Below are 26,192 nucleotides of genomic sequence, written 5' to 3'. Positions count from 1 at the left end.
TATCTTTAGCAGGATCTTCGACGATACCAGATTTAAACCATAGTGATTTTTATAGTATTAGTTCTTCTTATCCGCTGCTTAGAGAACAGCAAAAAATAGGTAAATTCTTCAGCAAACTCGACCGACAAATTGAATTAGAAGAACAAAAGCTTGAATTACTTCAACAACAGAAAAAAGGCTATATGCAGAAAATCTTCTCACAGGAATTGCGATTTAAGGACGAGAATGGAAATGATTATCCGGATTGGGAGAAAAAGAAACTAAAAGAAATAGCTTGTGTTTATACAGGAAACACGCCAAGTAAAAAAGAAAATATATATTGGAATAAGGGTGAATACGTTTGGGTTACACCTACTGACATTAATAATAGTAAAAATATTTATGAAAGTGAAAACAAATTAACCCAAGAAGGCTATAAAAAAGCAAGACAATTACCAGAAAATACACTATTGGTTACGTGTATAGCTAGTATAGGAAAAAACGCAATATTGAGAAAACAGGGCTCGTGTAATCAACAAATAAATGCAGTAGTTCCATTTGAAAATATAAATATAGATTATCTTTATTATATTTCTGATTCATTATCAACGTTCATGAAATCTATTGCAGGAAAAACGGCTACACAAATAGTTAATAAAAACACTTTCGAAAATTTGGAAATTTATTTAGCTCCTTTTGAAGAACAGAATAAAATAGCAGATTTAATTAGCTCACTAGAAGAATTAATTGAAAAGCAAGCATCGAAGTTAATTAAAATGAAGAGTCGTAAACAAGGAATGCTTCAAATAATGTTTATTTAAGAGTAAGAAGAATTAACTATTTTGATAAGGCGAATTGATTTTAATGATTGCGTCGAGTTAAAAATATAGTAAAAATAAATCGAAATAAATACGAACATTAAATTTAGACACTGTGATAGTACGATGTCTTTTTTGTGTCGAAATTGTGTACAGAATAAGTAGTTAAATAAAGATTAAGTTGAGATAAAGTGTTATTCGTAAATAAAAGAGAGTAGATCGATAGGAATTGAATGATATTAGTTAACTATTTATTAAATTACTTAATAATGATTAATTTTTAGTTAAAGTAAGTTTAATGTGAAGCACGACCATTGCTCATTATAATGAATGAGGATTGTTCGTATTGCGTAATAGAATAAATCAAATAGACTAAAAATTGGGAGCATAGAATTATGAAATTAAAAAATATTGCTAAAGCAAGTTTAGCACTAGGGATTTTAACAACAGGGATGATTACAACTACTGCTCAGCCAGTAAAAGCAGACGAAGCTAGTAGCAGATTATCAGTTACTTCAAAAGATACACAAAATTTAAAGACGTATTATACTGGAGCAAGTTTTGATCTTAGAGGATTAAGCGGATATAAAGAAGGAGATAAAGTAATATTTCCTCAAAATGGTCAACAAATTGATGTTACATTAACAGGTAAAGAGGGAGACGTGGTTCAATCTAATGACGACGTTACAAATGTTGATGTGTTTGCTGTTCCTGAAGGTACAGGTCGTTCTGCCATAATGACTACAATTGGTGGGATTACTACACCAAACACTCAAAGTTATAAAGACACTACAAATAATGTGAACTTAAGAGTATCAAAGAGTACAAGTCCCAATACCATATCTGTGTCTGTAAAAAATTATGATATTTTTAAAGAAAAAATTTCATTAAAAGAACTTGATTTCAAATTAAGAAAGCATTTAATTGATAATCATGATCTTTATAAAACAGAACCTAAAGACAGTAAAATTAGAATTAATATGAAAGATGGCGGCTACTATACGTTTGAATTAAATAAAAAGTTACAAACTCATCGTATGGGTGACGTAATTGATGGTACTAAAATAAAAGAAATTAATGTTGAATTAAACTAAAAATTCGAGGGAGCATATCATGAGGGAAAATTTTAAGTTACGTAAAATAAAAGTCGGTTTAGTATCAGTTGCAATTACAATGTTATATATCATAACAAACGGACAAGCAGAAGCATCTGAAAATCAAAATATAGAATCTAAAAATTCTTCTAGTAATATAGCATCACAGCCAAAACAAATTAATGAGAATTATACAGGACATAAAGAAAATGAAAAAGGTGAAGATCAAAATAAACCTGCTAACTTTGTAAAATTAGGAAGTGTTAATCCTGGAGATACATCTGTCAAAGGTACAACATTACCACATCAAATTATACTTTTAAATATTGATAAACAGAGTGTAGAACCAGTGGAAGATAATAATGGTGGATTTGTAATGTCGGATGAAAAAGGAGAATTTGAATATAAACTTAAAGATCGTAAAATAGTTCATAACCAAGAAATAGAAGTTTCATCATCTTCCTTAGATGGATTAGAAGAGGATGACGAAGAGGAAGAAATTGAAAAAAAATCTTCGGATAACAAAGGTGAAAGTATAGAATCACCTATAGAGAAAAATGAAGAAGTTGAAGAGTCAAGTAATGATGCTACAGCTACATACACTACACAAAGATACGAAGGTGCGTATAAGATTCCTGATAAGCAATTAGAAAAGAAAGGCGATCATCACCAGATTTTAGTGGAACCTATTACTGAATGGACAGGCATAATTAAAGGACATACTTCAGTGAAAGGAAAAGTTGCATTATCAATTAATAATAAATTTATTAATTTTGAAGAAAGTGGTAAAAGCAAAAAAACTTTAACTGAAGAAGAAGGTAAATCAAGAATTGAAGGTATCTGGAAGCACATTGATGATAAAGGATATTTTGATTTTGATTTCAAAAAGAAAAGATTTGATAATTTAAACTTAAAGAAAGATGATATTGTTTCTTTGACATTTTTACCAGAAGATGAAGATGAGGCGTTAAAACCAATTATTTTCAAAACAAAAGTAACAAGCTTTGATAACATTGCTTCTGCATATACAGAATATAATCCTGAAAAGGTAGAAAAAGTAAAAACTCTAAATAATGGTTTAGAGGACTTGAATGTCAAAGATATTTATGGTTTTGTATACGAGAGTGAGCGTGGTATTGGTATTCCGCAAGCAAATAATAACGCCACTAAAGTAATTGAAGGAAAAACGAAATTTGCCAATGCTGTCGTAAAAGTTTACTCAAGTTTAGGGGATGGGCAAGAATTCCCTGATTTACAAGTAAATGAAAAAGGAGAATTCAGCTTCGACTCTTTTGATGCAGGTTATAGGTTATACAATGGTGAGAATTTAAACTTTACTGTTGTTGATCCTGTTACTGGTAAACTATTAAGCAAATTGGTAACTAAAGAAATTGATATTTATGAATCACCTGAACAAAAAGCAGACCGTGAATTTGATGAAAGACTTGAAAATACACCTGCTTACTACAAGTTATATGGTGATAAAATAGTTGGTTTCGATACTAATGATTTCCCAATTACTTGGTTCTATCCATTAGGTGAAAAGAAAGTTGAACGTAAGGCACCAAAATTAGAAAAATAATTAATAAAATAAAACAGCTTAATGATGTAATGAAACTAGTGAGTTAATCACTGACTTCAACGTCATTGAGCTGTTTTTTGTGCTTTGTTACAAAGCATTATTGAATTTATTTTACGTGTTCATATTTTGAAACATCAAAGCCGTCTTGCTTAGCTTTGTTGATGATGTCTTTGATTGAATGTAATCCTTTATCGGCGAAGTATGATCTTAAGTTGTCTTTTGTAGCTTGGTCAGCATTCTTATCTAGTAACACATCGATATAACTTAACTCGTGTTCTAAGAAGTTTGCGTCATCATGTAGTACGAGTCCATTTTGAGAATACACTTTCGCATCTGCTTGATTACCATATCCAACAACGCCAGTTGCTAATACACCTACCATTGCCGTAGCTACTAAAACCTTTTTAAATTTCATATCTATCACTCCTCTAAAAAATGTAACTCCATCATAACACTGAATATTAAGAAAATTACGTTTATTAAGTCGATTTAATAATTTTTAATAAATAGTTAAAGTGGCAAATATTGCTAAAAAGCAATTAATCTTTAGTGCGATGCTTGAGTTCCTTAGTATTGAGTAGTAGATTTCGAAGATATTTTAATTCAAATGAAACAATAATAAAAAAATGATGCAACATAATAATAAGTACAAATTTAATTAATAAATTAAATTGATTGTATATGTATATTTTGGTAACGTAAAAGAGAAATATACAAAATAATTAATTATTTATATGAAAAGAGAATATAAATGAAGTATAAAACAGAGAGACGTGAAACGATGGGATATTTAAAAAGGTTTGCATTGTACATAAGCGTTATGATTTTAATATTTGCGATAGCAGGTTGTGGCAAAGGTAATGAAACAAAAGAAGATTCAAAAGAAGAACAAATCAAAAAGAGCTTTTCGAAAACTTTAGATATGTATCCAATTAAGAATCTCGAGGATTTATACGACAAAGAAGGATATAGAGATGGTGAATTTAAAAAGGGCGATAAGGGTACATGGACTTTACTCACAAGTTTTTCAAAAAGTAGCAAACCAGGAGTAATAGATGATGAAGGTATGGTGCTATATCTAAATAGGAATACCAAAAAGGCAACAGGTTATTATTTTGTAAATAAAATTTATGATGATATTAGCAAAAATCAGAATGAGAAAAAATACCGTGTTGAACTTAAAAATAATAAGATTGTTCTTTTAGATAATGTAGAAGACGAAAAACTTAAACAAAAAATTGAAAATTTTAAATTTTTTAGTCAGTATGCCGATTTTAAAGATTTAAAAAATTATCAAGATGGAAGTATAACAACTAATGAAAATGTACCGAGCTATGAAGCAGAATACAAATTGAATAATAGTGATACAAATGTAAAAAAACTTAGAGATATTTATCCAATTACAACGAAAAAGGCTCCAATATTAAAGTTACATATAGATGGTGATATAAAAGGAAGTTCAGTTGGATACAAAAAAATAGAATATAAATTTTCAAAAGTTAAAGATCAAGAGACAACATTAAGAGATTATTTGAATTTTGGACCGTCTGATGAAGATAGCTAAAGATAATTAGATGTAGAAATAATTCTAAAACAGAGAGACGTGAAACGATGGGATATTTAAAAAGGATTGGATTGTACATAAGTATCTTGGTTTTAATAGTTATGGTAGCAGGTTGTGGCAAAGGTAATGAAACAAAAGAAGATTCAAAAGAAGAACAAATCAAAAAGAGCTTTGCGAAAACGTTAGATATGTATCCAATCAAAAATCTTGAAGATTTATATGACAAAGAAGGATATCGAGATGGCGAATTTAAAAAGGGTGACAAAGGGATGTGGACTTTACTCACAAGTTTTGCTAAAAGTAACAAGCCAGGTGAAATAGATGACGAAGGTATGGTTTTATTCCTTAATAGAAATACAAAGAAGGCAACAGGATATTATTATATGAGTAAAGCTCATGATGAATTTAATGGAAAAGATCAACAAAAAAAATATCATGTTGAATTAAAAAATAATAAGATAGTACTTTTGGATAAATTAGAAGATGCAAAGCTCAAAAATAAAATAGAAAATTTTAAATTCTTTAGTCAGTACGCTGATTTTAGAGATTTTAAAAACTATAAAAATGGAAATATATCAAGTGCAGATAATGTACCAAGTTTCGATGCAGAATATCAAATAAGTAATACGGATAAAAATGTAAAAAAACTTAGAGAAGTTTATCCAATCACAACCAAAAAGTCGCCAGTATTAAAATTACATATAGATGGCGACATAAAAGGAAGTTCAGTTGGTTATAAAAATATAGAATATAATTTTTTAAAAGTAAAAGACCAAGAAACAGCTGTAAGAGATTTTGTGAATTTTGGGCCGTCTGATGAAGATAGCTAAAGTTTATTAGATGTAGAAATAATTCTAAAACAGAGAGACGTGAAATGATGGGAAATTTAAAAAGTTTTGCATTGTACATAAGTATCTTGATTTTAATAGTTATTGTAGCAGGTTGTGGCAAAAGTGATGAAACAAAAGAAAATTCGAAAAAAACACAAATCAAAAAGAGCTTTGCGAAAACATTAGACATGTACCCAATTAAGAATCTCGAGGACCTATATGATAAAGAAGGATATAGAGATGGCGAATTTAAAAAGGGTGATAAAGGGACATGGGTTATCAGTTCAGCAATGGTTAAACAGCCAAAAGGTAAAATTATGAGATCAAGAGGTATGTATCTATTTTTAAATAGAAATACAAGAACGGCAAAAGGATATTTTATTGTAGATGTAACAAGTAACGATACATTAAAAAAGACAGAAGATAAAGAAAAGCGTTATCCAGTAAAGATGGTAAATAATAAAATAATACCGATTGGTCCAATTAATGACGAAGGCATAAAAAAAGAAATTGAAAACTTTAAGTTTTTCTCACAATATGGTGATTTTAAAGGATTTAAGAATTATCAAAATGGTGATTATTCATATAACTCAGAAGCACCTACTTATTCTGCTAAATTTCAATTAAGAAATGATGATTATAATGTAAAACAATTGCGTAAAATGTATGATATTCAAACCAAAAAAGCTCCTAAATTGTTGTTGAAAGGTACTGGAGATTTAAAAGGTTCATCAATCGGACATAAGGACATTGAGTTTACCTTCGTTGAGAATCAAGAAGAGAATGTATTTTTTACTGATAGTTTGGAGTTTACCCCAAGTGAGGACTATTAACTATGATGAAAAAAGGGGATACGGACAATGAATAATTTTAGGCAATGCGCGTTGTGTATAGGTACATCGGTCTTAATTCTATTAGTGTCAGGTTGCAGTGGCGTATTTGACACTCCTGAAGATTCAAAAGAAATACAAATTAAAAAGAGCTTTGCGAAAACGTTAGATATGTATCCAATCAAAAATCTCGAGGACCTATATGATAAAGAAGGATATCGAGATGGCGAATTTAAAAAAGGTGACAAAGGGATGTGGACGATTTACACAGATTTCGCCAAAAGTAATAGACCAGGTGTATTAGATAATGAAGGTATGGTTTTAAATTTGGATAGAAATACACGAACGGCCAAGGGATATTATTTTGTAGATACTATATATGACAATCATGAAAACTCTTATAGTAAAAATTATAGAGTTGAGATGAAAAACAATAAAATTATTTTATTAGACAAGGTGGAAGATCAAAAACTTAAAGAAAGAATAGAAAACTTTAAATTTTTCGGACAATATGCCGATTTCAAGAGTTTGAAAAGTTACAACAATGGCGACGTTTCAATTAATAGTAATGTTCCAAGTTATGACGCGAAATTTAAAATGAGTAATAAAGATGAAAATGTTAAGCAATTAAGAAGCCGTTATAACATTCCTACTGATAAAGCTCCAATATTAAAAATGCACATTGATGGGGACTTAAAAGGCAGTTCCGTTGGATATAAAAAGTTAGAAATAGACTTTTCAAAAGAAGAAAATAGCGAATTATCAGTAGTCGATTCATTAAATTTTCAACCTGCCAAAAATAAAGATGATAAATGATAGGGATGGTGTGAAACAATGTGGTCAATAAAAAGAATTGGAATGTACACAAATGTTATAATTTTGAGCGTTTTTATAATAGGCTGTGATAGATCTAGTGTTACTGCTGAAAAAGCAAAAGAAGATTCAAAGGAAGAACAAATCAAAAAGAGCTTTGCGAAAACTTTAGATATGTACCCAATCAAAAATCTTGAAGATTTATATGACAAAGAAGGATATCGAGATGGAGAATTTAAAAAGGGAGACAAAGGGACGTGGGTTGTTAGATCTGAAATGATAATTCAACCAAAAGGTAAAAGTTTAACTTCAAGAGGCATGATATTATACATGAATAGAAATACTAGGACCACAACCGGTTATTTTTCAATAGAAGAAATAGATTCAAGAAAAAGCCTTGATGAAAGAGAAACAGAAAAAAAGTATCCTGTGAAAATGATAAACAATAAAATTATTCCAACTGAGGAGATAAAAGATGAAAAGTTGAAAAAGGAAATTGAAAACTTTAAGTTTTTTGTGCAATATGGCAGTTTTAAAGGAATAGAGAATTATGAAAATGGTGACATTTCCTATAATTCTGAAGCTCCTATTTATTCAGCGAAATATAAACTGAAAAATGATGATTATAATGTTAAAGAATTACGAAAAAGATATAATATTCCAACAGAAAAGGCGCCTAAATTGTTGTTGAAAGGTTCGGGGGATTTGAAAGGGTCTTCAGTTGGATATAAGGAAATTGAATTTATATTCATAGAAAATAAAAAAGAAAATATATATTTTTCAGATGGATTAAACTTAATTCCAAGTGACTAAAAATAACACAAAGGTTGATAGTACTCAACAAATATTAACATGATAAAGAGAAGTGAAAAAATGAGGGATTCAAAAAGAGTAGTATTGTACATAAGCATTATGGTGTTGAGTATTTTTATAATTGGTTGTAATAGTTCAAGCGAGAATGCAAAAAAATCAAAAGAAGACTCAAAAGAAGACTCAAAAGAAGACCAAATTAAAAAGAGCTTTGCGAAAACATTAGATATTTACCCAATCAAAAATCTTGAAGATTTATATGACAAAGAAGGATATCGAGATGGCGAATTTGAAAAAGGTGATAAGGGGACGTGGACGATATATACAGATTTTGCCAAAAGTAATAAAGCGGGTGAATTGGATAGTGAAGGTATGGTATTACATTTGAATAGAAATAGGCGGACGGCTAAAGGATATTACTTTGTAAGAAAAACTTATAACGAAGAGGATAAGATGCCGCAAAGGAAAGATTATCGTATTGAACTAAAAAATAATAAAATAGTCCTTTTAGATAAAGTAGAAGATGAAAAACTCAAACATAAAATAGAAAATTTTAAATTTTTTGGGCAATATGCAGATTTTAAAGACTTGAAAAATTATCAAAACGGGAAAATATCGAGCAATGAAAATGTGCCATTTTATGAAGCAGAGTACAAAATGGGAAATAGTGATAGTAATGTAAAAAAACTTAGAGATGTTTATCCTATCACAACCAGTGAATCGCCAACTTTAAAATTTCATATAGATGGGGATATAAAAGGTAGCTCGATAGGATATAAAAAAGTGGAATATATCTTTTCAAAGCAAAAAGATAACCAAATTTCTGTTAGTGATTTTTTAAATTTTAACCCATCAAAAGATAATCAGTAGAGATTCAATAAAAAATCAGACAAGAAAGATGTGGAATAATGAGAAATTTAAAGAGAGACGTATTGTACATAAGCATTATGGCTTTGAGTATTTTTATAATAGGCTGTGATAAATCTAGTGTTACTGCTGAAAAAGCAAAAGAAGACCAAATCAAAAAGAGCTTTGCGAAAACGTTAGATATGTATCCTATTAAGAATCTCGAGGATTTATACGACAAAGAAGGATATCGAGATGGTGAGTTTGAAAAAGGCGATAAAGGGACTTGGACGATGTATACAGATTTCGCCAAAAGTAATAAACCGGGTGAGCTAAGTAATGAAGGCATGTTCTTGAGCTTAGATAGAAACACACGTACAGCTAAGGGGTACTACTTTGTCAGGACGTTTTATCGCAAGTATAAATTACCTTATAGAAAAAATTATAAAGTTAAAATGAAAAATAATAAAATCATTTTATTGGATAAAGTAGAAGATAAAAAGCTTAAACAAAAAATAGAAAATTTTAAGTTTTTTGGACAATATGCAAATCTTAAAGAATTGAAAAACTACAGCAATGGTGATGTCTCAATTAATGAGAATGTTCCAAGTTATGACGTGAAATATAAAATGAGTAATAAAGATGAAAATGTTAAGCAATTAAGAAGTCGTTATAATATTCCTACTGATAAATCACCGGTATTAAAAATGCATATTGATGGTAATTTGAAAGGAAGTTCCGTTGGAGATAGGAAGTTAGAAATTGATTTTTCAAAACGCGAAAATAGCCATTTATCAGTAATAGATTCTTTGGATTACCAGCCAGCGAAAACTAATAAAGATGACAAATGATAAGGATGGTGTGAAACAATGAGGTCTATAAAAAGGATCAGATTGTGCATAATCCTGTTGATTCTAATCATTTTTGTAACATCTTGCGGTGGTGGTAATAAGATCATGGGAGATTCAAAAGAAGAACAAATCAAAAAGAGCTTTGCGAAAACGTTAGATATGTATCCAATTAAGAATCTCGAGGATTTATACGACAAAGAAGGATATCGAGATGGAGAATTTAAAAAAGATGATAAAGGGACTTGGCTAATTAGATCTGAAATGAAAATCCAATTAAAAGGAGAAAACCTGGAATCTAGGGGAGTAGTTTTAGAAATTAACAGAAATACTAGAACGGCTAAAGGGAATTATATTGTTAGAGAAGTTGTTGAAGATAGCGATGGAATGACACACAATCATACAAAAATGTATCCTGTAAAAATGGAAAAGAATAAAATCATTCCATTAAAACCAATCGATGACGAAAAAGTAAAAAAAGAAATTGAAGAATTTAAATTCTTTGTGCAATACGGGAATTTCAAAGAATTGGAAAACTATAAAGATGGTGAAGTGTCATATAACCCAGAAGTACCAATATACTCTGCTCAATATCAATTGAAAAACAGTGATTACAATGTTGAACAATTAAGGAAGCGATATAATATCCCGACGAAAAAAGCGCCTAAATTATTATTGAAAGGGTCAGGTAATCTAAAAGGCTCATCAGTTGGATATAAAAATATTGAATTTACCTTTGTTGAAAATAAGGGAGAAAATATTTACTTCACAGATAGTGTCTACTTTAATCCAAGCGAGGATAAATAAATATAATTACTAATATAAAAAATAACGTTAGAACATTTAATAATAAAGTTAAATGAATTACATGTATTAAATTGAATAAGTTAGTTTTGTTTGATAACATAAAAGTTGAATAATCACTATTTTAATAAGTTGTATGAAATATTCAAATGTTTATAAAATTAAAACAGAGAGATGTGAAATGATGGAGTATATAAAAAAAATTGCTTTGTACATGAGTGTATTACTTTTAATCATTTTTATTGGGGGATGTGGAAATATGAAAGATGAACAGAAAAAAGAGGAACAAACGAATAAAACAGATTCAAAAGAAGAGCAAATCAAAAAGAGTTTTGCGAAAACGTTAGATATGTATCCAATTAAGAATCTCGAGGATCTATATGACAAAGAAGGATATCGAGATGGTGAGTTTAAAAAAGGCGATAAAGGTACGTGGACGATATCAACAGATTTTGCTAAAAGCAACAAACCGGGTGAAATGGATAGTGAAGGTATGGTACTGCATTTGAATAGAAATACGAGGACGGCAACTGGGTATTATACTATAAGAACAACTTATGATGAAGTGGGTAAGATGACACGCGAAAAAAATTATCGTGTTGAACTTAAAAATAATAAGATAGTACTTTTAGATAAAGTAGAAGATGAAAACCTTAAACATAAAATAGAGAATTTTAAATTTTTCGGGCAATATGCCGATTTTAAAGACTTGAAAAATTATAAAAATGGAAGAATAACCATCAATGAAAATGTTCCATATTATGAGGCAGAGTACAAAATTAATAATAGTGATGGAAATGTAAAAAAACTTAGAGAAAATTACCCAATTACAGCCAAAAAGTCTCCGATATTAAAACTGCATATAGACGGAGATATTAAAGGTAGCTCAGTTGGATATAAACAGATAGAATACAAGTTTTCTAAGGATAAAGAGGATGAGACTTTTATGAGTGATTTTCTAAATTTCGGACCAACTAAAGGTGGAAATAATGACTAAACAATTTGAAGTGGATTATGGCAAACTAAATAGTGAAACAGAAGCAACGAGTGCTGTTTCAAAATTAGCTTATGAGGTTGAAAATGCAAATAATAATAAAATATCAAATCGAGAATTGAAAACAAAATTTGAAGTATTAAAAAAACGGGGAAAATTCCCTTCTAATCTTGAGTATATAGATAGTCACACAGATAAAAAACACGGTGTGACAGCATCAGCTTTCCTAAACAAAGATACTGGGAAAGTGATTATTGGCATGACTGGTACAAATTTCAAAAAGGAAGCTCTTGCGAAGCAACTTTTGCTACCAGATTTTGCAACAACAAAACAGGATAGAATTGACTCAGCTGAGACTAAAAAGGATTTAATTTCCGATGCCCAAATTGGAACATTCCCTCCTTCTGATAACAGTAAACATTTTGAAGAAACACAAGAGTTCATCAAAAAAATAAAAAATAAGTATGATATTGATTTTATAACTGGGCATTCATTAGGTGGTAGAGAAGCGGTAATATTAGGAATGAGTAATGGTATTCCGAATATTGTTGTTTATAATCCAGCTCCTATAGCAGCTAGGTATTTAAATCATAACTCCCGATTATTTAAACTATATAAAGGTTATAAAGGTAACATTACTAGAATTGTATCTGATAAGGATTGGTTAACTAATATTATAAAGGGATATACGAATTATACTTATTTCGGTAATGAAATTGTGGTTCATAACGGCAAGTCACATGATATGGCTGGATTTTTAACTGAACAAGAACAAAAAGCTATAAAAAAAGAACTTAAAAAAGTACAAGGTTATGTAGAAGAAAATAATAAGTCGTTCGTAAAAAATTCTAATAATGCTATGTCTAAATTAGCTAGTATAGAATTACTTAGAGCCAATATGATGACTACAAATGGTGGTTGGTTATCTTCTTCGCAACAGAAAGTTTTAGAAAGTTTAACAGCTTTAACAATTGCGCAGTCATTCAATCAACTGATAGAGGACGAAATTAATCAAATCAAAAAAATGTATAATGAAAAGAAAAAGAAATTTGAAAAAAATTGGGAAGACGCGCAAAAAGCTGGAAACGCTGTAGGTAAAGATATAACCGTGAATGAAGTGCTAGAAGCTTTAGATGAAGGTCATGTGAATGAAAGTAGTATGGTAGGGGAACCTAAACAAATGATATCTGCAAAAGAAAAACAACTTTCAACAATAGGTTCATCTATATCAAATTATATTACAAGAGTTAGATCTAGTATTAATGAAATCGTTGATAAAGATCAAGCACTTGCATCGCAAATAGGTGGATTACTATGATGTTTAATCAAATTAATAATAAAAATGAATTAGAAGTATCATATAATTCTGAGAAAAAACGTATAGAGAATGAACTGCAAAATTTGAATGAACTTAGATACAGAACTCGAAAAGAAAATGAACGTAGTTATGATGTTTTTCAATATTTGAAACACGAAATGAATTATAGTGAAGATGCCCAAAGGAAAATGACGAGAAATATAGAAGCGTATGAGCAAGAAATCAATGAGATAATTAGAAAGCAAGAATGGAAATTAGAAGAATATAAAGAAGACTTAAAAAAATCTTATGAAAAGCAGTTAGATAAACTAAGTGATTGATAATTTGGAGGAGATTAAATGAGTCCAATGATAGGACCAGTTATAGGACCGGATATAGTACCGGATATAGTACCGGATATAAAGTCAATGATAAAGAATGCTCAAAAAGAAAATATTCGCACAGTTATTGCACCTGAACATAAGCATAAATACAAAGATATTGAAAACGGATTAAAAGGTGAAGAAAAAGTATTAATTGAACAAATGGCACAGCATTGCGAGGCTTTTAAAGCTAATTTTAAAGGCGCAGCTCAAGGAGATTGGGTTAAAAGTGCTATGTCTGAGATTGACAGCATTAAGGATGACCTGAAAAAAATTAATAGCTGAGCGACATATCGTATTAATAAATAAAGCTCCCTTCAAAATTTTCATTTTTTCAATGTCTACTTTGGAGGGAGCGCTTCAGTATATTCACAACTGACACTAGGCCGCTTCTTTTTATTTTATTCCCATGTGAAGTAATTCGAACTGAATCGAAATATCACACTCACAAATGTAAAAACACAACTTAAATTACTGTCCCGCATTAAACATATCCAAATTCCAAACAGCAACAACAAAATCCTCAAGTACCAAAAGCTATGATCACTTTATCAAAATCAACGCAAGTTAACCTCTCTGGAACTACCCGCCATAAATCATCTTCACCTTATAAACCATAAAGCGCTGCAGTTAAGTATTGAATGGCATAGCCAATTGAAATGAAAATAGCAATCGTTATAATGGCACTACCAATTGTATATAAAGTATGTTTCGTAGATAAACCTTCCGTCTTAGAACCAAAAACACTTAGTAGAATAAATGCAATGCCAATGATATATAAAACTAAAATGACAAATAACATGTTTATACACCTCGATTCTCTTTAGTGAGATATATCTTTGTCTCCATTATAAAGTAAAGTGCTCAATAATTTAATTAAGTATACTATTTTTTTATTATCGAAGATTGCGAAAGATGAAATGCTCCTATATAATGTAAAACGGAATTATTCCTATTTGCAAATGAACGAAACAAATAAATTGAAGTGAGGGTATATATATGGCTAAAATTCCAGTTACGGTATTAAGTGGTTATTTAGGCTCGGGGAAGACAACGTTGTTAAATCATATTTTACAAAATCGAGAAGGTCGACGTATCGCGGTAATTGTAAATGATATGAGTGAAGTAAATATCGATAAAGATCTTGTCGCAGATGGTGGGGGACTATCGCGTACAGATGAAAAATTAGTCGAACTTTCTAATGGTTGTATCTGTTGTACACTTAGAGACGATTTATTAAAAGAAGTTGAGCGTTTAGTGAAAAAAGGTGGCATCGATCAAATTGTTATTGAGTCAACAGGGATTTCAGAGCCAGTACCTGTTGCACAAACTTTCTCATATATTGATGATGAACTTGGCATTGATCTTACAGCGATTTGCCTTTTAGATACAATGGTTACAGTTGTGGATGCTAACCGCTTCGTACATGACATCAACTCAGAAGATTTATTGATGGATCGTGATCAAAGCGTTGATGAAACAGATGAACGTTCGATTGCTGATTTATTAATTGACCAAGTTGAATTTTGTGATGTATTGATTATTAATAAAATTGATTTAATTAGTGAAGAAGAACTTGCAAAGTTAGAAAAAGTGTTAAGCGCATTGCAACCTACTGCTAAAATTATTAAGACAACAAATTCTGAAGTAGATTTAAAAGAAGTCTTAAATACGCAGCGTTTTGATTTTGAAAAAGCGAGCGAGTCAGCAGGATGGATCAAAGAACTTGAGTCTGGTGGTCATGCATCGCATACGCCTGAAACAGAAGAATATGGCATATCATCATTTGTATATAAACGTCGTCTACCTTTCCATGCTAAAAGGTTCAATGATTGGTTAGAAAGCATGCCAAATAATGTCGTTCGATCAAAAGGTATCGTATGGTTAGCACAATACAATCATGTAGCATGTTTATTATCTCAAGCAGGGTCATCTTGCAATATTCATCCAGTTACATATTGGGTGGCTAGTATGTCTGAAGCGCAACAAACACAAATATTAGCAGAACGTCAAGATGTCGCAGCTGAATGGGATCCAGAATATGGCGATCGTCATACACAATTTGTCATTATTGGTACAGAATTAGATGAAGAAAAATTAACAAAAGAACTCGACGCATGCTTAGTCAATGCGCAAGAAATTGATGCAGATTGGCAACAATTTGAAGATCCATATCAATGGCAAATTAGACCAGCACGATAAGTTGAATGAAGTATAATCATTTTTGAATTGTGGCTTAATTGTTTGCAATTTATGACAATTAATAAAAAGTTAAGGTGTTCTTAGGATCTTTTTGTTTTCAATCTATCTAAAGTGTGATAGCTTTGATAAAGCAGAAATTTGCATTTTATCCATAGGGCTAGGACATGTATGTGTCTTAGTCCTTTTTATATTTGCGTTGATGAAAATGATAAAACCATCGTACCAACTGTCAAATGAAGGTACAATCATTGTTTAACGTTCATAAAAATGAGTGAAGTAAATGTAGCTATCAATGTACTATTACCGCTTACAGTCACACGAGTGTTTCAGTCTAAACGTGCAACGCAATTCTGCACGTGGCCAATATATCTTGTGCTAGATCAAGAAGATCATGAAGATTTCGCATGCCAATTCATGAATGTCTCAGACCTCGTGTATCAAACATAAAACACGCCACAAAAATATAACGCGTCAGACTACAAAGATCACGAATATTCCGTACGTCCCACTAAGAACATCCTATACAAAAAACACCAAGACCAATTATTTGCAACAAACTAACAAGACTTACCTCACATCAATAAATCAACACAAAGCAAAGCCACCATCCCTATTGGTATAGTGGCCTGAGAATTTTAAGTATTCAATTCGCTTAAATTATTTTGCGAAAATGTCGATAATTGCTTTGATGATTTTAATGATAGTACCTACAATAGCCATCGTTTTGTCCTCCTGTATGTTGATTTAACATAGTGATGAGTTGTTGATCGTTAATGTTTGAGATTAGTTGTTACCTAAAAATTTACCAAGTAAATCTTTAAAGAATTTGAATAATTTTGCTACGAATTCCATGTGAATGGCCCCCTTCAAATAAGATGTTCATATCTATGAGATTTTTATAACTTACTTACCAGTGAATTTCTCAATTAATCCTTTAATGAATTTAATGATTCCTGCAATGATACCCATGTGAAAGACCTCCTTTGTTTGTTATGAAATCTTATTTACCAGTGAATTGTTCGATTAAGCTTTTGATAACTTTAATGATGCCAGCGATGATACCCATTAAGATTACCTCCTTTGCTTATGAGTTAACTTCATTGTACATAGTTATCTTGTGCGTAATTGATTTTTTTCCTAACTTGAATTGTTATGATCATAACTGCGAATTTTTTATTTTAAAAGGACGGGAAATACTGCCTAACTGTACAGGTGCATTTACAAAATCTTTACAATCATTGGTTTAATAGAGGTTAAGCTCATGAATTTGACATGAAGCAGAAATTTAATTATATTTTATGTTATAAGTTTAAAACGAATAACACGTTAGGTCTCGTCTAGGCAAAGCATATTTATGAAGATGAATTGAACAGACAGAAGTAACATTTTATATACATATGTGCATGGGAGCACGCTTAAAGAGAACAATGCAACAAGGTATATCAACGTACCGTGATGCAGTGTCTAGTTAAACTGAAACCTGCAATAGTAAATTTTCTGCCATTATGTACAGAATCTACTATTGTAGGTTTTTATTTTTATACATAATCAATTATGCGAGAGATTAGAAATAAGGAGGTTATGCAGTGTTAAGTTTTCAATTGCTATTTTCACTGTTTGTTATTGCGCTTATCATTGCATTGATAAGTGGCTTGTTGTTTTTAGCACCAGTTATGCCAATGAGATATATTAAATTACATTTATACATACTAGTCATGCCAGTATTATTTGCAGTCATTGGCTTTTTCGGTATTCATGGTCAACATGTCTTAGGTCCATTTAAAATAGATCGTTTATCTTGGTTATTAGCTGGCTTTGTAATGGCGCTTGGTTTTATTATTCAAAAGTTTTCAATGCGATATTTACTAGGTGATCATCATTATAGACATTACTTTCCATTGTTCACTGCGATTACGTCGTTTGCATCTTTAGCATGGATGTCTGAAGACTTAAGACTGATGGCACTCTGCTGGGGTATGACATTATTATGTTTAACACTGCTGATGAACGTTAATCGTTTTTGGAAAGTGCCACGTGAGTCTGCGAAATTATCAAGCATGACATTTTTATGTGGTTGGCTTGCATTCGTTGGAGCAATTGTAACTATTTATATTGCGACTGGCGAGTGGCGCGTGCCTCAACATATGTCTAATTCGACATGGTCATTGTTGACGAATGTACTACTTGTATTAGCTGTCATGATACCAGCAGCACAATTTCCATTTCATCGATGGTTGATTGAATCTGTAACAGCACCAACGCCAGTATCGGCAATTATGCATGCAGGAATTGTGAATGCAGGTGGTGTTATTCTAACTCGTTTTGCGCCGATATTTGATAATGGATTTGCGTTATCATTATTACTTATCCTTTCTAGTATTTCTGTATTGTTAGGATCGGGTATTAGCTTGGTTCAAGTGGATTACAAAAGACAGTTAGTCGGCTCTACGATGAGTCAAATGGGCTTTATGTTAGTTCAGTGTGCGCTAGGTGTCTATTCAGCAGCGATTATTCATTTAATATTGCACGGTATTTTTAAAGCAACATTATTTTTACAATCAGGTTCTATCGTGAAGCGATTCAATATTCCAAAACAAGCATCTGCTAAAGACGCTTATGGCTGGATTGTCATGGGACGTGTATTAGCTATTATCGTGGCATTTCTGTTTTGGATGAGTAGTGACAGAAGTGCATATGAAGTGTTAAGTGCACTCATTCTAGCATGGTCATTACTTGTATCTTGGAATCAAATGGTAGCCTTTAGTAAAGGGCGTATGGCACGTCTGGTTGGCATGATTTTGATTTCAATTGTGACATTTATCTACATCATCACACATAATTATTTTTACGATGTATTACAAAATATAACAACATATGCGACAACACCGCCTACAATTAGTGTCATCATTAGTGTTGTCATATTAATATTTGGTAGTTTATTAAGTATCTGGGTAGCGCGTCATCGATACTCTAAGACTTTTGCGGTATTGTACGTGTGGTTAGTTAATCTAGGTGAAGCACGCTCGAAAGCGATAGAAAGTCATCCGAATTATTTGAAGAAGTATTTATAGGAGGTGAAAGGTATGACAACACAGTTAAATATCAATTCAGTCATTGAAAATGCGAAACGTGTTATTACACCATTATCACCGATTTCGATTTTTGCAGCACGTAACCCCTGGGAAGGATTAGAAGCGGATACGTTTGAAGATGTCGCAAAATGGTTACGTGACGTTCGCGATGTGGATATTTTCCCAAATAAAGCATTAATAGAAAGTGCTGTGGCACGTGGTGAATTAGATGAAAGTGTCTTTAATCAACTTGTTACTGATATGTTACTTGAACATCACTACAATATCCCGCAACACTACATCAATCTTTATATTGATAACATTAAAACATTAAAAGACGTACCTGCATCATATATGAATCATTCAAATGTTGATGTTGTTGCTGATCTACTATTAGAAAAATCAAAACGTGATATGGCTGAATCATATCATCACTATGATGTACGTCCGATGAGTGATGCAATAATAGATGAACAAGGTGAGCCACTTAGCGAACAAGTGAATCGTCAAATGATTAAATGGACGAAACTTTATATCGATCAATTTCTATCGAGTTGGACAATGCCGAAGCGTGAGCAAAGTTTTTACCATGCATGGTTGCATTTAGCGCAACATGACCATAGTTTTACTAAAGCACAGCGCCAAGTGATTAAAGGCTTACCCAATGATCCTGAAATGACGATAGAGTCAGTATTAACTTATTTTTCAATAGATCAGGAAGACTACCAAGCTTATGTTGAAGGACATCTTTTGGCGTTACCGGGTTGGGCAGGTATGTTGTATTACCGTTCACAACAGCATCACTTTGAACAACATTTGTTAACGGATTATTTGGCAATTCGGTTAGTTGTCGAACAATTGCTAGTTGGTGATGAGTTTAAGTCAGTCACTAAAGACTGTGAAAGTAGATCGGAAAATTGGTTTAAGCAAACTGTTGCATCATGGTGTTACTACAGTGATATGCCTAGCGATGTATTACTACAACATGACGTCAATGAAATTCAAACGTTTATTCATTTTGCAGCAACTATGAATAAAAATGTATTTAAAAATTTATGGCTAATTGCCTGGGAAATGACATACGAATCTCAGTTAAAACAAAAAATTAAAGCAGGTCATGAAAGTGTGGCGGGCGCATTAGATGCAAATCAAGTAAATGTTTCGGAAAATGACAACGCTAATCAGTTACATTCAGTATCGTTAAATGATACACAAGCAGTTGATGAAAATAATAGCGAGCTAAATCAGGTGGGCACATCAACGAAAGTGCAAATTGCATTTTGTATAGATGTTCGTTCAGAACCATTTCGTAGACATATCGAAGCAGCAGGTCCCTTTGAAACGATTGGTATTGCAGGTTTCTTTGGATTACCTATTCAAAAAGATGCCGTAGACGAACAATTCAAACATGATTCATTACCTGTCATGGTACCGCCGGCATATCGCATTAAAGAATTTGCAGACCGCTACGATATGAATGTTTATCGACAACAGCAACAGACAATGTCATCGATGTTTTACACATTTAAATTGATGAAAAATAATGTTATGCCTAGTCTGTTATTGCCTGAATTAAGTGGGCCATTTTTAAGTTTGAGTACCATTGTCAATTCGATTATGCCTAGAAAAAGTCGCGCGTCTTTACAAAAAATAAAACAAAAATGGTTGAAAAAGCCTGAAACAAAGTTAACGATTGATCGTGAGTTTGACCGAACATCAGACTTACCTGTTGGATTTACTGAGCAAGAGCAAATTGATTTCGCGTTACAAGCGTTGAAATTGATGGATTTAACCGAAGCATTTGCGCCGTTCGTTGTGTTAGCAGGTCATGCTAGTCATTCTCACAATAATCCACATCATGCATCACTTGAATGTGGGGCTTGTGGTGGCGCATCAAGCGGTTTTAATGCTAAGTTATTAGCGATGATATGTAATCGTCCAAATGTCAGACAAGGATTAAAACAATCAGGTGTGTATATTCCAGAGACAACTGTTTTTGCGGCAGCAGAACATCATACGTCTACTGATACGTTGGCATGGGTATATGTGCCAGACACATTATCAGCTTTAGCTCTAGATGCATATGAATCATTGAATGACGCGATGCCGATGATTTCTGAACAAGCGAATCGCGAACGTTTGGACAAACTGCCAACGATTGGTCGTGTGAATCATCCAGTGGAAGAAGCACAGCGGTTTGCAAGTGATTGGAGTGAGGTACGTCCAGAATGGGGCTTGGCTAAAAATGCATCATTTATAATTGGACGACGCCAATTAACAAAAGGCATTGATTTAGAAGGGCGGACATTTTTACACAATTATGATTGGCGTAAAGATAAAGATGGCACATTATTAAATACCATCATTTCTGGTCCGGCACTTGTGGCACAATGGATTAATTTACAATATTATGCGTCGACAGTTGCGCCGCATTTTTACGGAAGTGGGAATAAAGCGACACAAACCGTCACGTCAGGTGTTGGTGTCATGCAAGGTAATGCGAGTGATCTGATGTATGGCTTATCATGGCAATCTGTTATGGCTGCTGATCGAACGATGTATCATTCGCCAATTCGTTTGCTTGTCGTTATTCAGGCACCCGACTATGTTGTAGCTAGACTACTCGCGAATAATGAGCATTTCGCTAGGAAGGTGTCTAATCATTGGCTGCGTTTAATGAGCGTTAATGAGGAAGGGCGTTTTAAAAGTTGGATTTAACGATGAAATGTTGCGATGCTAAGTAACTAATATATCATCATATCTACAATGTTCTAGCTTCTTAAAATATACTAAAAATGATAAACTTAATGTAATAGTTGATGTCGTGATAACGATACAAAGATGAAGTAATCAATTTTAATATTATTGGAGTTAGTGATATGAAAAGAACGAAAGGTGAAATCGAAGCTGAAATCAGTAAAGCCATTACGCAATGGGAAAAAGATTTCCTTGGCAGAGGTTCCTTGTCAGTTAAATCAGACATTTTAAGAGATATGGTGATTATTAGTTTACAAGGTATCTTAACGCCAGCAGAATATCGTGTATGTAGTACGAATGAAGGATTATTAAATATTAAACGAACACGTTCTGAATTAGTTGAATCCGGTGAGCAAGATTTGAATGATATCATTTTTAAAATTACAGGTATCAAAGTGATGAGCTTCCATAGTGATTTAAGTACAGTTACAGGTGAACGTATTATCGTATTCAAACTTGAGGATAATTTGGAAAAGCATATTTAAGAAGGTTAGGTATGCTTCTGCTGGCTTATTAAAGCTATAGAAGTATGTTTGGTTAAACAGCGCAACGCCATATATTTGGGTGTGCTGTTTTTCTATTATATGATGTGTTTATTACGTGGATGAATGCGTGGGTCTGAATATAGCCCGTGAAAGGCGTATGTCATAAAATTTGCGAATGGTGACAAGTCGACGCAAGCATATTTGTTGCGAGACATGCCTACTATCCTTTTACATAAAGAGTATATGTGTGACGTAGGCATATAATCGATAAAGTATTCCTAAAAAATTAGGTATAATGACCATTGTTGCAATAAGTTTTTCGGCCTTGAAACCGATAACGCATAGTATAATAGGAATAAAATATAATACAAATATCCAGTAAATCAAATTTGAAAACGATGGATGAATAGGGGTAAAGAATCTAACTAATGTAATGATTAACGCTATATAGACAAAAATAACTCTATTGATACGCCTTACCCCCTCTGTATAATAAATATAGATCGTACTAAATTGAAAATAGCAAAATATTGTTATTTCAATTATACAATGTTTTATTTGCAATATACATAACAATATGAACTTTATAATTTTGATATTGTCGGTAAAGTGAAATTTGTGGCACATTGATATTATGGATAACATTTGTAAAATGAAAATGATGATACGAGGAGATTGTAAGATGATAGATAAAAAATTAACATCACCGAAAATGACAGTGCCTTTATTTTTAATCGCGCTGATTGTATTTATAGGTATGTTTTACAGTGTAGTGACAAATCAAGAATGGCTTAAAAATATAGATATGGGATCATTAACATGGTTTACAGATTATTTCGGTGAGCCACAACGTCAGTATGTTAACAATTTGTTTAATTACTATATGACGTTTAGTGCGGAAATTGGAGATGTCAAAGGTGTCGTGTTGATTTCCATTATCGTCACAATCATACTGTTTATTAAACAGAGGCATTTAGCGGTTTGGTTTGTGACATATTTGGTTTCAGGTGTCATCATGAACAAATTAATTAAAGATACTGTATTACGTCCAAGACCATATAATCATTTAGCCGTTGATACAGGCTTTTCATTTCCAAGTGGACATTCCAACGCCAGCACATTATTATATTTCGCCTTAATGATCATAATTATTTCACTTGCTGCTAAGACAATAACAAAAGTGTTGAGTGCGCTAGTTATGGGAATATTATGGCTTAGCATATTATTTTGTCGCCTTTATTTTCATGCGCATTACTTTTCAGATGTCATTGGCGGCACGTCACTAGCAATCATTTGGGTAGCGTTATTCTTAATGGTATACCCATACTTTATTAATCATCGACGACAACGCGTTTAGCAAACATCTTTAGACATAGTGGAGGTATATAGAAAAATGAGAATTAAAACACCGAGTCCATCTTATTTAAAAGGTACAAATGGACATGCGATATTATTATTACATTCATTTACAGGTACAAATCGGGATGTGAAGCATCTTGCAGCTGAGTTAAATGCACAAGGATTCAGTTGTTATGCACCGAATTATCCAGGTCATGGTTTATTGTTGAAAGATTTCATGACATATAATGTAGATGATTGGTGGGAAGAAGTTGAGAAAGCTTACCAATTTTTAGTCAATGAAGGTTATGAATCTATCAGTGCAACTGGTGTGTCTTTAGGTGGATTAATGACATTAAAATTGGCGCAACACTATCCTTTGAAACGTATCGCTGTCATGTCAGCACCAAAGGAAAAGAGTGACGATGGTTTAATAGAACATTTAGTTTATTATAGTCAACGCATGTCGGATATTTTAAATTTAGATCAGCAAGCATCGAGTGCGCAATTAGCAGCAATTGATGATTATGAAGGTGAAATTACGAAGTTTCAACATTTTATTGATGATATCATGACAAATTTAAATGTTATTAAAATGCCAGCTAATATATTATTTGGTGGTAAAGATGCGCCATCCTATGAAACAAGTGCACATTTTATTTATGAACATTTAGGATCAGTAGACAAAGAATTAAATGGTCTGAAGGATTCGCATCATTTAATGACGCATGGAGAAGGCAGAGATATTTTAGAAGAAAATGTTATTCGCTTTTTCAATGCTTTAACATAATTGAAGATTTTAAAAATTAACACTTGAGTGACGATGTTATTATATTTGTCATTTGAGTGTTTTTTGTGGCGTGATAGTATAGGGAACTTAGCTAAAGTTAATTTGTAGTGTGATGTCGTGGAAATATTATGGAGTTATACCAGAAGTTGATTTGTATTGTAATGTCGTGGAAATATTATGGAGTTATACCAGAAGTTGATTTGTATTGTAATGTCGTGGAAATTTTATGGGCATTGCACCTGAAGTTGTTATGTGGCGAGATGTTGGGGATATAGATGGTGTTGTATGTGGTGAGATGTTGGCGCACGTATACAGCGTTGAACCAGAAATTTTAATGTAGCGTAATGACAACACATTACAAGAGTTGACTATATTATGATAAATACAGGCGCTACCGTATTAATGAAACAATTTTGATGCAGGTGTATTGCATGTTATTTACATACATGTTAGAGTGTTACTTAAACACGTAGACGCTTTAACGCTTTAAAGGAGATGTGAATGATGAAAAGACAACAATCACAATGGAAGTCATCAACTGGATTTATTTTAGCTAGTGCGGGTTCTGCAATCGGTCTTGGTGCCATGTGGAAATTCCCATATATGGCAGGGATTTATGGCGGCGGTGCCTTTCTAGCTATGTTCTTAATATTCACCATTTTTGTTGGGTTGCCATTACTCATTATGGAATTCACTGTTGGGAAAATGGGACGGACATATACAACACAAATATATAGTAAATTAACTGGTAAAAAATGGCTCAATATCATTGGCTGGAACGGTAATTTGGCAGTGTTTATTTTATTTGGCTTCTATAGTGTTATCGGTGGTTGGATTGTCATTTACATCGGACAAGTTTTATGGCAATTAGTTATATTTCAACGCATCAATCATCTCCAAGAAATGAATTTTGAAGCGGTAATATCAAATCCTTGGTTAACCGTTCTAGGGCAAGGTATATTCATATTCGCTACGATGATTATTGTCATGTTAGGTGTTGAAAAAGGATTAGAAAAGGCATCAAAAGTTATGATGCCATTGCTGTTTGTCTTTTTAATCATCATTGTGATTAAGTCTTTAACATTAGATGGTGCCTTAGAAGGTGTGAAATTTATTTTACAACCAAGAGTATCAGAGATTACTGCTGACGGTATCTTGTTTGCGCTAGGCCAATCATTCTTTACGTTATCATTAGGAACTACAGGTATGATTACTTATGCGAGTTATGCCTCTAAAGACATGACGATTAAGTCATCAGCTATTTCTATCGTTGTTATGAATATCTTTGTATCTGTATTGGCAGGTCTAGCTATATTTCCGGCGTTACATAGTTTTGGCTATGAACCACAAGAAGGGCCTGGATTATTATTTAAAGTACTACCAATGGTCTTTAGTCAAATGCATCTAGGCACATTATTCTATTTGGGATTCTTAGTGCTGTTCTTATTTGCGGCTTTAACGTCATCTATTTCTTTATTAGAATTAAATGTTTCTAACTTCACGAAGAATGACAATACAAAACGTAAAAAAGTCGCAGTGATTGGTAGTATTTTAGTATTTATCATTAGTATTCCAGCAACCTTATCTTTTGGTATCTTAAAAGATGTAAGATTCGGTGCGGGAACGATTTTTGATAATATGGATTTCATCGTTTCGAATGTATTGATGCCATTAGGCGCATTAGGTACTACGCTTGTCGTAGGACAATTATTAGATAAAAAATTATTACAACAATATTTTGGTAAAGATCGATTTAGATTATTCAGTGGTTGGTATTACTTAATTAAGTATGCGATGCCTGCCGTTATTATTTTAGTCTTTATCGTGCAATTATTTAGTTAATATATAGAAGCATCTGACACACAAGTATTTGTGTTGCTCAGGTGTTTTTTTGTTTGGAATTGAAAATTTAGTACTGGTTCTGAATTAATCGAAACTTAGATAATTGCAAAATAACAAAATGTCGTTTTTAATTCTTATCTGAAAAGTAAGAATTAAAATTGAGACATGAAGAAAGGTTTCATTCATTTGATCGGCATGTCAGATGAGGGTGCATC

The 26,192-nt window shown here is 32.3% G+C and carries 31 protein-coding genes; 24 read left to right on the top strand and 7 right to left on the bottom strand.

The features are described 5' to 3' along the window. From IDG64_RS09095 to IDG64_RS09085, 3 genes are all read left to right on the top strand, one after another. A partial coding sequence (locus IDG64_RS09095; RefSeq protein ID WP_206171307.1) for a restriction endonuclease subunit S occupies positions 1-800 on the top strand: 800 nt, incomplete at its 5' end. A 392-nt stretch (positions 801-1,192) separates the two neighbouring features. Next, positions 1,193-1,891 carry an exotoxin beta-grasp domain-containing protein gene (locus IDG64_RS09090; protein ID WP_000769136.1) on the top strand — a complete coding sequence of 233 codons (699 nt, stop codon included), beginning with the start codon at positions 1,193-1,195 and terminating at the stop codon, positions 1,889-1,891. 19 nt (positions 1,892-1,910) lie between these two features. Continuing rightward, the gene (locus IDG64_RS09085; RefSeq protein WP_001208887.1) at positions 1,911-3,473 is read left to right on the top strand and encodes an FKLRK protein; all 1,563 of its coding nucleotides are present in this window, start codon (positions 1,911-1,913) and stop codon (positions 3,471-3,473) included. Positions 3,474-3,579: 106 nt separating this feature from the next. Here IDG64_RS09085 and spn read toward each other — a convergent pair whose 3' ends face one another. Next, positions 3,580-3,888 (bottom strand): myeloperoxidase inhibitor SPIN, encoded by a 309-nt coding sequence (gene spn, locus IDG64_RS09080; protein ID WP_000669519.1) that lies wholly within the window; start codon positions 3,886-3,888, stop codon positions 3,580-3,582. A 366-nt stretch (positions 3,889-4,254) separates the two neighbouring features. Between spn and IDG64_RS09075 the strand changes: the two genes are divergently transcribed. The 12 genes from IDG64_RS09075 (at position 4,255) to IDG64_RS09020 (ending at position 13,777) form a co-directional block, all read left to right on the top strand. Then, positions 4,255-5,037 carry a tandem-type lipoprotein gene (locus IDG64_RS09075; RefSeq protein ID WP_014533152.1) on the top strand — a complete coding sequence of 261 codons (783 nt, stop codon included), beginning with the start codon at positions 4,255-4,257 and terminating at the stop codon, positions 5,035-5,037. 47 nt (positions 5,038-5,084) lie between these two features. Beyond that, the gene (locus tag IDG64_RS09070) at positions 5,085-5,867 is read left to right on the top strand and encodes a tandem-type lipoprotein (protein ID WP_000540909.1); all 783 of its coding nucleotides are present in this window, start codon (positions 5,085-5,087) and stop codon (positions 5,865-5,867) included. A 47-nt stretch (positions 5,868-5,914) separates the two neighbouring features. Next, positions 5,915-6,700: a tandem-type lipoprotein gene (locus IDG64_RS09065; protein WP_000527388.1), complete on the top strand. Its 786-nt coding sequence runs from the start codon at positions 5,915-5,917 to the stop codon at positions 6,698-6,700. A 27-nt stretch (positions 6,701-6,727) separates the two neighbouring features. Continuing rightward, positions 6,728-7,513, top strand: coding sequence for a tandem-type lipoprotein (locus IDG64_RS09060; RefSeq protein ID WP_001058899.1), 786 nt, complete (start codon positions 6,728-6,730; stop codon positions 7,511-7,513). Positions 7,514-7,531: 18 nt separating this feature from the next. Further along, positions 7,532-8,323 (top strand): tandem-type lipoprotein, encoded by a 792-nt coding sequence (locus IDG64_RS09055; RefSeq protein WP_000269697.1) that lies wholly within the window; start codon positions 7,532-7,534, stop codon positions 8,321-8,323. Positions 8,324-8,383: 60 nt separating this feature from the next. Further along, on the top strand, positions 8,384-9,190 hold the full coding sequence (locus IDG64_RS09050; RefSeq protein ID WP_001205665.1) for a tandem-type lipoprotein: 807 nt from the start codon (positions 8,384-8,386) through the stop codon (positions 9,188-9,190). 35 nt (positions 9,191-9,225) lie between these two features. Next, the gene (locus tag IDG64_RS09045; protein WP_024936941.1) at positions 9,226-10,017 is read left to right on the top strand and encodes a tandem-type lipoprotein; all 792 of its coding nucleotides are present in this window, start codon (positions 9,226-9,228) and stop codon (positions 10,015-10,017) included. Positions 10,018-10,035: 18 nt separating this feature from the next. Further along, positions 10,036-10,821: a tandem-type lipoprotein gene (locus IDG64_RS09040; RefSeq protein ID WP_024936940.1), complete on the top strand. Its 786-nt coding sequence runs from the start codon at positions 10,036-10,038 to the stop codon at positions 10,819-10,821. A gap of 181 nt (positions 10,822-11,002) precedes the next feature. Then, positions 11,003-11,815 (top strand): tandem-type lipoprotein, encoded by an 813-nt coding sequence (locus IDG64_RS09035; protein WP_000455736.1) that lies wholly within the window; start codon positions 11,003-11,005, stop codon positions 11,813-11,815. After that, positions 11,808-13,130, top strand: a complete 1,323-nt coding sequence (locus tag IDG64_RS09030; protein WP_000166024.1) for a lipase family protein — start codon at positions 11,808-11,810, stop codon at positions 13,128-13,130. The genes IDG64_RS09035 and IDG64_RS09030 overlap by 8 nt, the downstream gene beginning before the upstream one ends. After that, a complete protein-coding gene (locus IDG64_RS09025; protein WP_000971505.1) occupies positions 13,127-13,450 on the top strand; it encodes a hypothetical protein in 324 nt (107 codons plus the stop codon). The genes IDG64_RS09030 and IDG64_RS09025 overlap by 4 nt, the downstream gene beginning before the upstream one ends. A gap of 27 nt (positions 13,451-13,477) precedes the next feature. Then, entirely contained in the window at positions 13,478-13,777 is a 300-nt protein-coding gene (locus tag IDG64_RS09020; protein WP_029258562.1) for a hypothetical protein, read from the top strand. Between the two features lie 322 nt (positions 13,778-14,099). On the opposite strand, the gene IDG64_RS09015 is transcribed toward IDG64_RS09020, so the two are convergent. Then, positions 14,100-14,300 carry a hypothetical protein gene (locus IDG64_RS09015; protein WP_072470803.1) on the bottom strand — a complete coding sequence of 67 codons (201 nt, stop codon included), beginning with the start codon at positions 14,298-14,300 and terminating at the stop codon, positions 14,100-14,102. 191 nt (positions 14,301-14,491) lie between these two features. Here IDG64_RS09015 and IDG64_RS09010 point away from each other — a divergent pair, with 191 nt between their 5' ends. Further along, positions 14,492-15,694 carry a GTP-binding protein gene (locus IDG64_RS09010; protein WP_001062979.1) on the top strand — a complete coding sequence of 401 codons (1,203 nt, stop codon included), beginning with the start codon at positions 14,492-14,494 and terminating at the stop codon, positions 15,692-15,694. Positions 15,695-15,961: 267 nt separating this feature from the next. Continuing rightward, a complete protein-coding gene (locus IDG64_RS09005; RefSeq protein WP_049872772.1) occupies positions 15,962-16,141 on the top strand; it encodes a hypothetical protein in 180 nt (59 codons plus the stop codon). A 210-nt stretch (positions 16,142-16,351) separates the two neighbouring features. Here IDG64_RS09005 and IDG64_RS09000 read toward each other — a convergent pair whose 3' ends face one another. The 4 genes from IDG64_RS09000 to IDG64_RS08985 form a co-directional block, all read right to left on the bottom strand. Beyond that, complete coding sequence (locus tag IDG64_RS09000) at positions 16,352-16,414, bottom strand: phenol-soluble modulin PSM-alpha-4 (RefSeq protein ID WP_014532416.1); 63 nt, start codon at positions 16,412-16,414, stop codon at positions 16,352-16,354. Positions 16,415-16,477: 63 nt separating this feature from the next. Continuing rightward, entirely contained in the window at positions 16,478-16,546 is a 69-nt protein-coding gene (locus IDG64_RS08995) for a phenol-soluble modulin PSM-alpha-3 (protein ID WP_014373779.1), read from the bottom strand. 51 nt (positions 16,547-16,597) lie between these two features. Further along, positions 16,598-16,663, bottom strand: a complete 66-nt coding sequence (locus IDG64_RS08990; protein WP_014373780.1) for a phenol-soluble modulin PSM-alpha-2 — start codon at positions 16,661-16,663, stop codon at positions 16,598-16,600. A gap of 31 nt (positions 16,664-16,694) precedes the next feature. Beyond that, positions 16,695-16,760: a phenol-soluble modulin PSM-alpha-1 gene (locus IDG64_RS08985; RefSeq protein WP_014373781.1), complete on the bottom strand. Its 66-nt coding sequence runs from the start codon at positions 16,758-16,760 to the stop codon at positions 16,695-16,697. 520 nt (positions 16,761-17,280) lie between these two features. Between IDG64_RS08985 and IDG64_RS08980 the strand changes: the two genes are divergently transcribed. From IDG64_RS08980 to IDG64_RS08970, 3 genes are all read left to right on the top strand, one after another. Next, positions 17,281-18,765 carry an NADH dehydrogenase subunit 5 gene (locus IDG64_RS08980; RefSeq protein WP_000948300.1) on the top strand — a complete coding sequence of 495 codons (1,485 nt, stop codon included), beginning with the start codon at positions 17,281-17,283 and terminating at the stop codon, positions 18,763-18,765. A 12-nt stretch (positions 18,766-18,777) separates the two neighbouring features. Then, the gene (locus IDG64_RS08975) at positions 18,778-21,483 is read left to right on the top strand and encodes a DUF2309 domain-containing protein (RefSeq protein ID WP_000211549.1); all 2,706 of its coding nucleotides are present in this window, start codon (positions 18,778-18,780) and stop codon (positions 21,481-21,483) included. A gap of 161 nt (positions 21,484-21,644) precedes the next feature. Beyond that, entirely contained in the window at positions 21,645-22,007 is a 363-nt protein-coding gene (locus IDG64_RS08970; RefSeq protein WP_000831495.1) for a Na-translocating system protein MpsC family protein, read from the top strand. Positions 22,008-22,235: 228 nt separating this feature from the next. Here IDG64_RS08970 and IDG64_RS08965 read toward each other — a convergent pair whose 3' ends face one another. After that, a complete protein-coding gene (locus tag IDG64_RS08965) occupies positions 22,236-22,652 on the bottom strand; it encodes a hypothetical protein (protein WP_001789536.1) in 417 nt (138 codons plus the stop codon). 37 nt (positions 22,653-22,689) lie between these two features. Between IDG64_RS08965 and IDG64_RS08960 the strand changes: the two genes are divergently transcribed. The 4 genes from IDG64_RS08960 to IDG64_RS08945 all read left to right on the top strand — a co-directional run bounded on the left by IDG64_RS08960 (position 22,690) and on the right by IDG64_RS08945 (position 25,977). Next, entirely contained in the window at positions 22,690-23,364 is a 675-nt protein-coding gene (locus IDG64_RS08960; protein WP_000565820.1) for a phosphatase PAP2 family protein, read from the top strand. 36 nt (positions 23,365-23,400) lie between these two features. Next, positions 23,401-24,135 carry an alpha/beta hydrolase gene (locus IDG64_RS08955; protein ID WP_001220804.1) on the top strand — a complete coding sequence of 245 codons (735 nt, stop codon included), beginning with the start codon at positions 23,401-23,403 and terminating at the stop codon, positions 24,133-24,135. Positions 24,136-24,361: 226 nt separating this feature from the next. Continuing rightward, the gene (locus IDG64_RS08950) at positions 24,362-24,475 is read left to right on the top strand and encodes a hypothetical protein (RefSeq protein ID WP_000510435.1); all 114 of its coding nucleotides are present in this window, start codon (positions 24,362-24,364) and stop codon (positions 24,473-24,475) included. 164 nt (positions 24,476-24,639) lie between these two features. Next, a complete protein-coding gene (locus IDG64_RS08945; RefSeq protein WP_000828721.1) occupies positions 24,640-25,977 on the top strand; it encodes a sodium-dependent transporter in 1,338 nt (445 codons plus the stop codon). Positions 25,978-26,192: the final 215 nt, after the last annotated feature.

This window comes from Staphylococcus sp. EG-SA-15, from assembly GCF_017151895.1.
GTDB lineage: Bacteria > Bacillota > Bacilli > Staphylococcales > Staphylococcaceae > Staphylococcus > Staphylococcus aureus.
This window is presented reverse-complemented; position numbering and strand designations above follow the sequence as displayed.

Bases quoted from the DNA above. Each gene is read 5' to 3' on its own strand.
- IDG64_RS09090 (WP_000769136.1), top strand. From the start codon at position 1,193: ATGAAATTAAAAAATATTGCTAAAGCAAGTTTAGCACTAGGGATTTTA.
- IDG64_RS09085 (WP_001208887.1), top strand. From the start codon at position 1,911: ATGAGGGAAAATTTTAAGTTACGTAAAATAAAAGTCGGTTTAGTATCA.
- spn (WP_000669519.1), bottom strand. From the start codon at position 3,888: ATGAAATTTAAAAAGGTTTTAGTAGCTACGGCAATGGTAGGTGTATTA.
- IDG64_RS09075 (WP_014533152.1), top strand. From the start codon at position 4,255: ATGGGATATTTAAAAAGGTTTGCATTGTACATAAGCGTTATGATTTTA.
- IDG64_RS09070 (WP_000540909.1), top strand. From the start codon at position 5,085: ATGGGATATTTAAAAAGGATTGGATTGTACATAAGTATCTTGGTTTTA.
- IDG64_RS09065 (WP_000527388.1), top strand. From the start codon at position 5,915: ATGGGAAATTTAAAAAGTTTTGCATTGTACATAAGTATCTTGATTTTA.
- IDG64_RS09060 (WP_001058899.1), top strand. From the start codon at position 6,728: ATGAATAATTTTAGGCAATGCGCGTTGTGTATAGGTACATCGGTCTTA.
- IDG64_RS09055 (WP_000269697.1), top strand. From the start codon at position 7,532: ATGTGGTCAATAAAAAGAATTGGAATGTACACAAATGTTATAATTTTG.
- IDG64_RS09050 (WP_001205665.1), top strand. From the start codon at position 8,384: ATGAGGGATTCAAAAAGAGTAGTATTGTACATAAGCATTATGGTGTTG.
- IDG64_RS09040 (WP_024936940.1), top strand. From the start codon at position 10,036: ATGAGGTCTATAAAAAGGATCAGATTGTGCATAATCCTGTTGATTCTA.
- IDG64_RS09035 (WP_000455736.1), top strand. From the start codon at position 11,003: ATGGAGTATATAAAAAAAATTGCTTTGTACATGAGTGTATTACTTTTA.
- IDG64_RS09030 (WP_000166024.1), top strand. From the start codon at position 11,808: ATGACTAAACAATTTGAAGTGGATTATGGCAAACTAAATAGTGAAACA.
- IDG64_RS09025 (WP_000971505.1), top strand. From the start codon at position 13,127: ATGATGTTTAATCAAATTAATAATAAAAATGAATTAGAAGTATCATAT.
- IDG64_RS09020 (WP_029258562.1), top strand. From the start codon at position 13,478: ATGATAGGACCAGTTATAGGACCGGATATAGTACCGGATATAGTACCG.
- IDG64_RS09010 (WP_001062979.1), top strand. From the start codon at position 14,492: ATGGCTAAAATTCCAGTTACGGTATTAAGTGGTTATTTAGGCTCGGGG.
- IDG64_RS09005 (WP_049872772.1), top strand. From the start codon at position 15,962: ATGAGTGAAGTAAATGTAGCTATCAATGTACTATTACCGCTTACAGTC.
- IDG64_RS08975 (WP_000211549.1), top strand. From the start codon at position 18,778: ATGACAACACAGTTAAATATCAATTCAGTCATTGAAAATGCGAAACGT.
- IDG64_RS08970 (WP_000831495.1), top strand. From the start codon at position 21,645: ATGAAAAGAACGAAAGGTGAAATCGAAGCTGAAATCAGTAAAGCCATT.
- IDG64_RS08965 (WP_001789536.1), bottom strand. From the start codon at position 22,652: ATGTTATCCATAATATCAATGTGCCACAAATTTCACTTTACCGACAAT.
- IDG64_RS08960 (WP_000565820.1), top strand. From the start codon at position 22,690: ATGATAGATAAAAAATTAACATCACCGAAAATGACAGTGCCTTTATTT.
- IDG64_RS08955 (WP_001220804.1), top strand. From the start codon at position 23,401: ATGAGAATTAAAACACCGAGTCCATCTTATTTAAAAGGTACAAATGGA.
- IDG64_RS08950 (WP_000510435.1), top strand. From the start codon at position 24,362: ATGGGCATTGCACCTGAAGTTGTTATGTGGCGAGATGTTGGGGATATA.
- IDG64_RS08945 (WP_000828721.1), top strand. From the start codon at position 24,640: ATGAAAAGACAACAATCACAATGGAAGTCATCAACTGGATTTATTTTA.